Annotated in this window: 8 protein-coding genes; 5 read left to right on the top strand and 3 right to left on the bottom strand. The window is 55.4% G+C overall.

Features of this window, described 5'->3' with window-relative positions:
• From KKD83_08085 to KKD83_08070, 4 genes are all read left to right on the top strand, one after another.
• The coding region (locus tag KKD83_08085) for a DUF1998 domain-containing protein (GenBank protein ID MBU2536103.1) at positions 1-570 on the top strand (570 nt) is incomplete at its 5' end.
• 149 nt (positions 571-719) lie between these two features.
• Positions 720-1,559: a signal recognition particle-docking protein FtsY gene (ftsY, locus tag KKD83_08080; GenBank protein MBU2536102.1), complete on the top strand. Its 840-nt coding sequence runs from the start codon at positions 720-722 to the stop codon at positions 1,557-1,559.
• 15 nt (positions 1,560-1,574) lie between these two features.
• The gene (locus KKD83_08075; GenBank protein MBU2536101.1) at positions 1,575-2,348 is read left to right on the top strand and encodes a prolipoprotein diacylglyceryl transferase; all 774 of its coding nucleotides are present in this window, start codon (positions 1,575-1,577) and stop codon (positions 2,346-2,348) included.
• Positions 2,348-3,613 (top strand): MFS transporter, encoded by a 1,266-nt coding sequence (locus KKD83_08070; GenBank protein MBU2536100.1) that lies wholly within the window; start codon positions 2,348-2,350, stop codon positions 3,611-3,613. The genes KKD83_08075 and KKD83_08070 overlap by 1 nt, the downstream gene beginning before the upstream one ends.
• 17 nt (positions 3,614-3,630) lie before the next feature.
• On the opposite strand, the gene KKD83_08065 is transcribed toward KKD83_08070, so the two are convergent.
• The 3 genes from KKD83_08065 to fabF are packed head-to-tail and all read right to left on the bottom strand — an operon-like array spanning position 3,631 to position 7,221.
• Entirely contained in the window at positions 3,631-4,260 is a 630-nt protein-coding gene (locus tag KKD83_08065; protein ID MBU2536099.1) for a glycerol-3-phosphate acyltransferase, read from the bottom strand.
• The gene (recJ, locus tag KKD83_08060; GenBank protein MBU2536098.1) at positions 4,253-5,944 is read right to left on the bottom strand and encodes a single-stranded-DNA-specific exonuclease RecJ; all 1,692 of its coding nucleotides are present in this window, start codon (positions 5,942-5,944) and stop codon (positions 4,253-4,255) included. The genes KKD83_08065 and recJ overlap by 8 nt, the downstream gene beginning before the upstream one ends.
• A 23-nt stretch (positions 5,945-5,967) precedes the next feature.
• Positions 5,968-7,221, bottom strand: a complete 1,254-nt coding sequence (fabF, locus tag KKD83_08055; GenBank protein ID MBU2536097.1) for a beta-ketoacyl-ACP synthase II — start codon at positions 7,219-7,221, stop codon at positions 5,968-5,970.
• A gap of 132 nt (positions 7,222-7,353) precedes the next feature.
• Between fabF and KKD83_08050 the strand changes: the two genes are divergently transcribed.
• Positions 7,354-8,305, top strand: a 952-nt coding sequence (locus KKD83_08050) for a MiaB/RimO family radical SAM methylthiotransferase (GenBank protein ID MBU2536096.1), incomplete at its 3' end; no start/stop codon positions are given.

Here is an 8,305-nt window from a genome sequence, read left to right as displayed (position 1 = left end):
GTGAAGGTATTGAATAAGAAGAAGGTCGGGAAGGTGAACCTGTACCTGGGGGAGGTCGAGGTCACCAACCACGTCGTGGGTTTCAAAAAGAAGGCGCAATATACGGAGGAGGTTATCGGGGAGGAACCGCTCGACCTGCCTCCACAGACCTTTGCCACCGTTGGCCTGTGGTTTGACCTGCCGGACGGGATTGAAGCTCGCCTTGAGGGCGCGGAGCTCGACTATGCCGGAGGCCTGCACGCTGTGGAGCACGCGGCCATCGGTATCCTGCCGCTGTTTGCCATGTGCGACCGCAATGATATCGGCGGCGTGTCCACGCCGCTGCACCCGGACACCGGTCGGGCTCAGGTATTCATCTACGATGCCTATCCCGGCGGCATCGGCATCACCGAGAAAGGTTTTGACATCATTGTTGAATTGTGGCAAGCTACATTAAGGACGATTGTGGAGTGTCCGTGTCAGGACGGCTGCCCGAGCTGTATCCAATCGCCGAAGTGCGGCAACAACAACCAGCCTCTGGATAAACAAGCTGCCCAGGTACTGTTGGAAGAATTGCTCGCTAAACACTAGATATATCACCAATTGTGGGGTGTTCAGGAGGGACCAAGCCCCTCTTTCAACAATTCTCCCCATCTGTTTTGGAGGAAAAGGGGGTAAGGTAGATAGCAAACCTCATTCAAGCCCTGAAGAGAAGCAGGGAAACCTGGTTTTCCCGGGCCATGCACCTCTTCGACCGTGCCACGGTTGACGATGAGGTGTGGGACGAGTTTGAAGAGCTGCTCATTGGCGCGGATGTGGGCATCAATACCGCGGGCAAATTGCTCGGTGTGCTAAAGGAGAAAGCGGATAAGGAGAGGCTGAACGGCGCAATGGTGCGAGACGCCTTGAAGGCGGAGATGGTTGATATTCTGAGTATCGCTTCTCAAGGTGAGCCGTCTGTTACAATACAGCCCAGGGTTTCTCTTTTCGTCGGTGTCAACGGCGGCGGCAAGACGACGTCCATCGCCAAATATGCCCATCGGTTGCAGAAAGAAGGCAAACGGGTGCTGCTGGTGGCGGCGGATACGTTCCGGGCGGCGGCCATCGACCAGTTAAAAAAGTGGGGTGAGCGGGTTGGGGTGGATGTAATCGCCCACCAGCCGGGTGCCGACCCCGGGGCGGTGGTCTATGATGCCCTGCAGGCGGCACAAAACCGGCAGGTCGACGAAGTGATAATTGATACCGCGGGCCGTCTCCACACCAAGTATAACCTGATGGAGGAATTAAAAAAGATAAAGCGGGTGGCTGCCAAGACAGACGATACGGCACCGCATGAGGTAATTCTGGTGATAGATGCCACCACCGGCCAGAACGGTCTGACGCAGGCCAGATACTTCACCGATGCCGTCGGCGTCACCGGCATTTTTCTGGCCAAGCTGGATGGCACCGCCAGGGGTGGCATTGTTCTCGCCATCTGTGATGAGCTGCAAATCCCGATTAAGTACATCGGTACCGGGGAAAAGCTGGAGGATATGGCCGAGTTTGACGCTGAAGCCTTTGTAGAAGCACTTTGTGCCTGATTGGGAAATGAATCGATGATTACGATAAGCATTGACCCGGTTGCTTTCACCATCGGCTCAATAGAAGTCAGATGGTACGGCATTTTTATCGCCCTGGCGATTCTCACCATTGTCCTGTGGATGGTCTGGCAGGTGAAAAAGGGTGCCGGGGTATCATATGATACCGTGTTCACCGCGGCGCTGGTGGGTATCCCTTCTGGCCTCGTACTGTCCCGGCTGCTTCACGTGGTTGACAACTGGGAATACTACGGGCTACATCCAGGGGAGATAATCGGCGGCGGCGGGCTGACCGCCTTCGGAGCGATACTGGGCGCCGCCATAGGTGTCTGGGTTTACAGCCGGTTCAGCAAGATGAATTTCGGTTACTTTGCCGATGTGATAGCACCGGGCATCATCCTGGCACAGGCGATTGGTAGAGTCGGTTGTACCATCAATGGCTGCTGCTATGGGCTGGAAACATTCCTGCCCTGGAGCATTGTCTATACGCATCCGGATAGTTTTTGCCCGCTCGGGGTATCCACGCACCCGACGGCGGTTTATGAGATATTCTGGAATCTGCTCGTTTTCGGGGTATTGCTCAGGCTGAAAGGACATTTGAAACCTGATGGCTCCCTTTTTCTGCTCTACCTCAGTCTGTACTCTGTATACCGACTGGGCACGGATTTTCTGCGCGAAGGAACGTCCTTCCTCTTCGGCCTGCATCAGGCGCAGGTCATCGCCGTCATCGTCCTGGCGATCGCCGTTCCACTGCTGGTTCTTAAGACGAGGTGGATGAGGGCAGAAAAATAATGCCTTCGCCGCGACGTTTCCCCCAAATCTTCTACGGGTGGTGGATTGTCGGCGCCTGTTTCATCATTGCGCTGTATATGGCGGGTGCGGTCTTCTATGGGTTCACCGCCATTTTTGAGCCGATTGCCAAGGAGTTTGGCTGGAGCTATACCTCGATTTCGATAGCCGCATCCATACGCGGGCTGGAAGCCGGGCTGCTGGCTCCGGTTGCGGGCATAATAGTCGACCGCTGGGGACCGCGGAGGCTCATCTTCGGTGGTGTACTCTGCATCGGCCTCGGGCTGCTGCTGCTCAGCCAGGTACAATCCATCGGCATGTTTTACCTTGCCTTTATCTTGATGTCGCTGGGGATAAGCAGTTGCGGTATCTCAGTCACCACAACCGCGGTGGCCAACTGGTTCCACCGCAGGGTGGGCCTGGCCACCGGCATCACGATATGCGGTTACGGCTCCAGCGGGTTCCTCGTTCCATTAGTAGTCAGATTGGTTGACCTTTACGATTGGCGGACAGCGATAGTCATTCTGGGTATTGGCATGCTCGTTATCGGGTTACCGCTCTCACTGCTCCTGCGGCATAAACCTGAGCAATATGGCTATCTGCCAGACGGAGAGAAAGGTGGCGGGACAGTCTTTGACGGAAGTTCCATAAAGCCGCCAGCCAAGGAAGCCAGCATCACTGCCTGGCAGGCGATGAGGACTCGCGCCTTCTGGTTTATCGTGCTGGCGGTGATGCCGCAGTTCATAGTGATGCCGGCGGTGATAACGCACGTGATGCCGTACTTGAGCAGCACAGGCATGGCCCGGACGATGTCAGGCCTTGTGGCCACCGCTATCCCGCTGCTGAGCATCGGCGGACGTTTTGGGTTCGGCTGGTTTGCCGACAAATATGTCGCCAAAAGATTGTCAGCGCTCGCTCTTATCATGTTGACACTGGGGCTGCTCTGTTTTGAATTTGTTTCTCCGGGGCGGAACTGGTTGCTGGTGCCGTTTCTGGTTCTCCTGGGCTTTGGATACGGAGGCATTAATACTATGGTTGGCATACTGCTACGGGAACACTTCGGACGGGGCAACTTCGGTACCATCATTGGTTTTGCCTGGGGTATTCTGATGCTCGGGACCATGGTCGGCCCCCCGATTGCCGGCTGGGTGTTTGATACCTGGGGGAGCTATCAGGGCACGTGGGTGACCATGGCGGGCGCGGCTTTTATCGGTGCCATCATCATGACCATGTCACCTCGAGCCAGCAAAGCGGGTCACACGGCATAAGAACGGCTCTAAAATATCTAAAGCCTGTCTTTCAGACCTTTGCGGAGAAAGACGTGGCGCCAGCTGCCTCCCCTGGTGTGCATTTCCCTTATTCTTGGGATATATTTGATGGAGGGAAGAAGCAGTATACCGATGGAAAAGATAATGAATTCAACAGAGTGGTATTTCAGCCAGGCAACAAAGGGGAAGCAGAGAAAAGCCAGGCTGTAGCTTAAAGTGGGGTAGCGTGTCAGCAGCAGGCTGAGCCCGAAGGTGGCAGCGTAGAAAGGTATACCCCACGGCATGAGGTAGATAAGAATACCAATACAGGTGGCACCTCCTCTCCCGCCCCGGAATTTTAAAAAGACAGTGTAACCGTGACCCACCACGACGGCGGCTGCGGCCAGTAGTTGAGCATAGAGTGGCACGCCCAGCCAGCGGGCCAGTGCCACCGCCGCCACCCCCTTGCCAATGTCCATCGCCAGAACCGTAAGTCCCTCCACAAACCCAATCTGGTAGAATACGTTCATTGCCCCCATGTTCCGACTCCCTATCTGGCGAATATCCACGCCTTTGCGCAGTCGGCCCATGATATACGCCGATGGGATGGAGCCGATGACATAGGCGCAGACAGTGGCGATGATAATGAGTGCTATCTGGTTATTCATTGTACTGATTGCTTTCTAAAGAGTGACTCGATGGAGCGAAATCCAGAATATTAAGCCTGAGCGTTTCCTTTCCCTGCCAGCGGTCTATTTCCAGATTATATACGATATCCAGAGCCGGGGCGACATCTGCCAGGCAGTTGCCCAGCCGGAAGGCCACAGCATCCCATCTGGCACCATCCTGTTTGAGTTTCAAGCGCAGGTGTTCACCACTGTTACCCATGGTACGGCAGTTGACCACCTCAACGTGCCGACTGAGATAGGTGGGTACCGGGTTGCCGCGACCGAAAGGCGCCATTTGCTGCGTCATCTGGAAGGTATCTCCACCGAGTTTGGACAGTGTAACCTCGGTGTCAATATCGAGGCTGGGGCGCAGGTCAACTCCGCTGAGCTGGGTGGTGGCCAGGTTCAAAAGTGTTTCCTCAAATTGCGGCAGGTTTTTGGTGGGCAGTGTGAAGCCAGCCGCCTGAGAGTGACCGCCGAACTGCGAAAGCAGGTGCCGGCTTTCCTTCAGGGCAGCAATGATATTGAAATCCGGAATACTGCGGCAGCTGCCGCTGCTCAATTTTTCACCCGTTTTGATGACCACAGCCGGGCGGTAAAATTCTTCAGCAAGCCGGCTGGCTACCAGCCCGGCAATGCCGATAAAGTAGTCACTATCGCTGGCCATGAGCAGAGGAGAGATACCGTGGGAGAGGACCTGCTCTCTTGCCCGTGCCAGTGTGCTGGCGGTCAGTCTCTGTCGCTCGGCATTTTTCTGCTCCAGCCACCTTGCCAGGCGGCGGGCTTCAATCGAGGAGTCGGTCATGAGCAATTTGTAGCTGGTCATGGCGTGTTCCAGCCGTCCGGCTGCGTTCAGGCGAGGCGCTATCATCCATGAGATGCTTTCGGCGTCAAGGTTTCCGCCACCTGCGCCTGCCTGGTCGATGAGCGCGCTTATCCCCAGGCGCGGCTTGTAGTTCATCATCATCAATCCCTCTTTTACCAGGTAGCGGTTTTCACCCAGCAGCGGTGACATATCGGCGACGGTGCCGAGCGCGGCCAGGTCCACCACCTCCTCTAACTGGTCTCCACGGCCAACGCTCTGATAGAGCGCCTGAAGTAATTTGAAGGCCACCCCGGCGCCAGTCAGCTCCGTAAAGGGATACTCGGAGCCGTCCATTTTGGGATTTACAATGGCCACTGCCTGCGGTATTTCGGGCAGCGGTGTGTGGTGGTCGGTGATAACGATGTCCAGACCCATTCTCTTCGCACGTTTGACTTCTGACAGGCTGGTAATCCCGCAATCGACGGTGACCACGAGTCCAATGCCCTGCTGACGGAGGTTCTCCAGTGCCGTGGTCTTCAAGCCGTAACCCTCGGTCAGACGGTGCGGGATGTAGGGAATCACGGTGCCACCGAGTGCAGAAAGACCCTGAACCAGGAGGGCGGTTGCCGTGACACCGTCGGTGTCGTAGTCACCGTATATGGCAATCGGCTCTGCGGAGAGCAGGGCCTGGTATATCCTGGCTACAGCCTTATGTATATCCGGCAGTAGAAGCGGGCTGTTGCACAGGTTTTGGTCGGCAGCGAGGAAAGACGTTAGTTGCGCTGGCTCCTTCAAGCCGCGATTGAACAGAAGCTGGACGACCAGAGGAGGAATGCTTGAGTTGTTCGCCAGATACTGGCGCGGAATCGGTGGCTGCAGATTCCAGCGGTAGCGACTCAAGCTTATGCCTCGGAATATCTTCGTAATATCAATACCGAGTTATGCCCGCCGAAACCAAATGAGTTGGATAATGCCGTATTAACCTCAGCCTTGCGGGCGATGTTTGGCACGTAGTCAAGGTCACAATCGGGGTCAGGATGGTTGTAGTTGATGGTTGGCGGGATAGTGCCACTCAAGATGGACAGGATGCAGACCGCCGCTTCAGCAGCCCCGGAACAGCCGATTAGGTGCCCCAGCATTGACTTGGTGGAGCTTATCGGAACCTTGTAGGCGTGGTCACCGAAGACGGTTTTGATGGCCCTGGTCTCCATGGCATCGTTTAGCTGGGTGGACGTGCCATGGGCATTGATGTAATCGATATCCGACGGGGACACATCTGCCTTTTTCAACGCGATTTGCATTGCTCTGGCAGCACCTTCGCCGTTTTTCAGCGGTTGGGTAACATGAAAGGAATCGGCCGTGGCACTGTATGCGACGATTTCCGCCAGAACAGGAATGCCTCTTTTCAGGGCGTGTTCTCGCTTCTCCAATATCAGTACACAGGCGCCCTCGCTGATGACAAATCCATCGCGCTTGGCGTCAAATGGGCAGGAGGCTTCTTTGGGAGCATCATTTCTGGTGGAAAGGGCTTTAAGGGCATTGAAGGCGGTAATGCCCAGCGGGTTGATGATTGCCTCGGTACCGCCGGCAAGCATAACCTGAGCATCGCCGTGTCTGATGAGTTCGTATGCAGCACCGATGGCATCTGAGCCGCTGGAACAGGCTGATGTGGTGCAGAAATTGGGCCCCTTGGTTCCAAGTGCGATTGATATCTGGGCGGCGGCAATATCGGAAATCATCATCGGGGCCAGGAAAGGGCTTACCCGGTCGGGCCCTTTTTCCACGAGTATTCTGGCCTGTTCAAAAAGGGTGGTCAGCCCGCCGATTCCGCTGCCGATTATAACCCCGATGTCCTCGTCGTTGGTGTGGTCGATTTCCAGTTGCGCTGACTCCACCGCCTCCAGGCTGGCCGCGACTGCCAGTTGGGCAAAACGGTCCATACGGCGGGCTTCTTTGCGTTCAATGTAGTCCGTTGGTACAAATCCTTTCACCTCGCCAGCAAACTTGGTCTCCATATCAGTGGGGTCAAATAATGTAATGTAGTCGATACCGGATTTACCGGCGACCAGCCCTTCCCAGGTAGTTTTGGTATCCAAACCGAGGGGGCTGAGAGTGCCCATCCCGGTGATAACAACCCGGTCTTTAATGTTATCCATGGGTAATGCTCCCTTTTTATTCCTAATGGTTTAATTAGTTTTTTACCATAATTGCTGTCCATTTGCAAGTAAGGCTCTGGCTTTGACCGTTCGTGAAGGGCGCCACTATAATGTAACCGGGGAATGGCTTCAATGATTGGAAACAGAGTCGCTCTGGATACGCTGGGCTGCAAGCTGAACCAGGCAGAAACCGAGTCACTGGCACGGCAACTGGTGGCGGCGGGTTATGAACTGGTCGAATCCGTGGATGAGGCTGATGTCTACATCTTGAATACCTGCACGGTAACACACATCGCTGACCGCAAGGCACGGAACCTTATGCGGCAGGCACACCGTCGGAACGGTGCTGCCCGGCTGATAGCCATTGGCTGCTATGTGGAGAGTTCGCCTCAGGAAATGGGTCAGATAGAAGGCATTGACCTCGTCCTCGGCAACGACCAGAAGGAACGGGTTCTCGACAGGCTGCGGGAACTCGGCTGCCCGGCCTCTTCATCTTCGGGTGAGCAGGGCGTGTATAATTACGGCCGAAACCGCTCCTTCCTGAAAATTCAGGACGGCTGCAATAATTTCTGCAGCTACTGCATCGTGCCGCTGGTGCGGAGCCGGGTGGAAAGCGTGCCGGTGGAAAAAGTCGTTGCTGAGATTCAAAATCGGGCAATAGGTGGAGTGAAGGAGGTTGTGCTCACCGGGACCGAAATCGGAGCCTACCACAGCGAGGGCATAGATTTAATTGGTCTATTAAAGCGCATCCTGGCGGAAACCGCGGTGACCAGGCTGAGGTTATCTTCCTTGCAGCCTCAGGAAATATCTGCAGAGCTGCTTGAGCTCTGGAAGGACAGCCGCCTGTGCCCGCACTTCCATCTCTCTTTGCAGAGCGGCAGCGATTCCGTTCTCCAGCGGATGAAACGGCGCTATTCTACAGCTGACTATCAGCGAGTTGTTATCTTGATTAGAAGGTCTCTGCCGGAGGCAGCCATCACCACCGATGTCATTGCTGGCTTTCCCGGGGAGACCAAGGCCGAGTTTGAGGAAAGCTATGAATTCTGTCGGCAAACAGGTTTTGCCCGTATTCATGTCTTTCCTT

The organism is Chloroflexota bacterium (assembly GCA_018829775.1).
In the GTDB taxonomy this organism is placed as follows: Bacteria; Chloroflexota; Dehalococcoidia; order Dehalococcoidales; family RBG-16-60-22; genus E44-bin89.
Note: the sequence above shows the minus strand (reverse complement) of the source record. Positions and strands in the feature narration are given on the sequence as shown.

Excerpts from the sequence above, each read along its gene's own strand:
- ftsY (MBU2536102.1), top strand. The coding sequence starts at position 720 with ATGCACCTCTTCGACCGTGCCACGGTTGACGATGAGGTGTGGGACGAG.
- KKD83_08075 (MBU2536101.1), top strand. The coding sequence starts at position 1,575 with ATGATTACGATAAGCATTGACCCGGTTGCTTTCACCATCGGCTCAATA.
- KKD83_08070 (MBU2536100.1), top strand. The coding sequence starts at position 2,348 with ATGCCTTCGCCGCGACGTTTCCCCCAAATCTTCTACGGGTGGTGGATT.
- KKD83_08065 (MBU2536099.1), bottom strand. The coding sequence starts at position 4,260 with ATGAATAACCAGATAGCACTCATTATCATCGCCACTGTCTGCGCCTAT.
- fabF (MBU2536097.1), bottom strand. The coding sequence starts at position 7,221 with ATGGATAACATTAAAGACCGGGTTGTTATCACCGGGATGGGCACTCTC.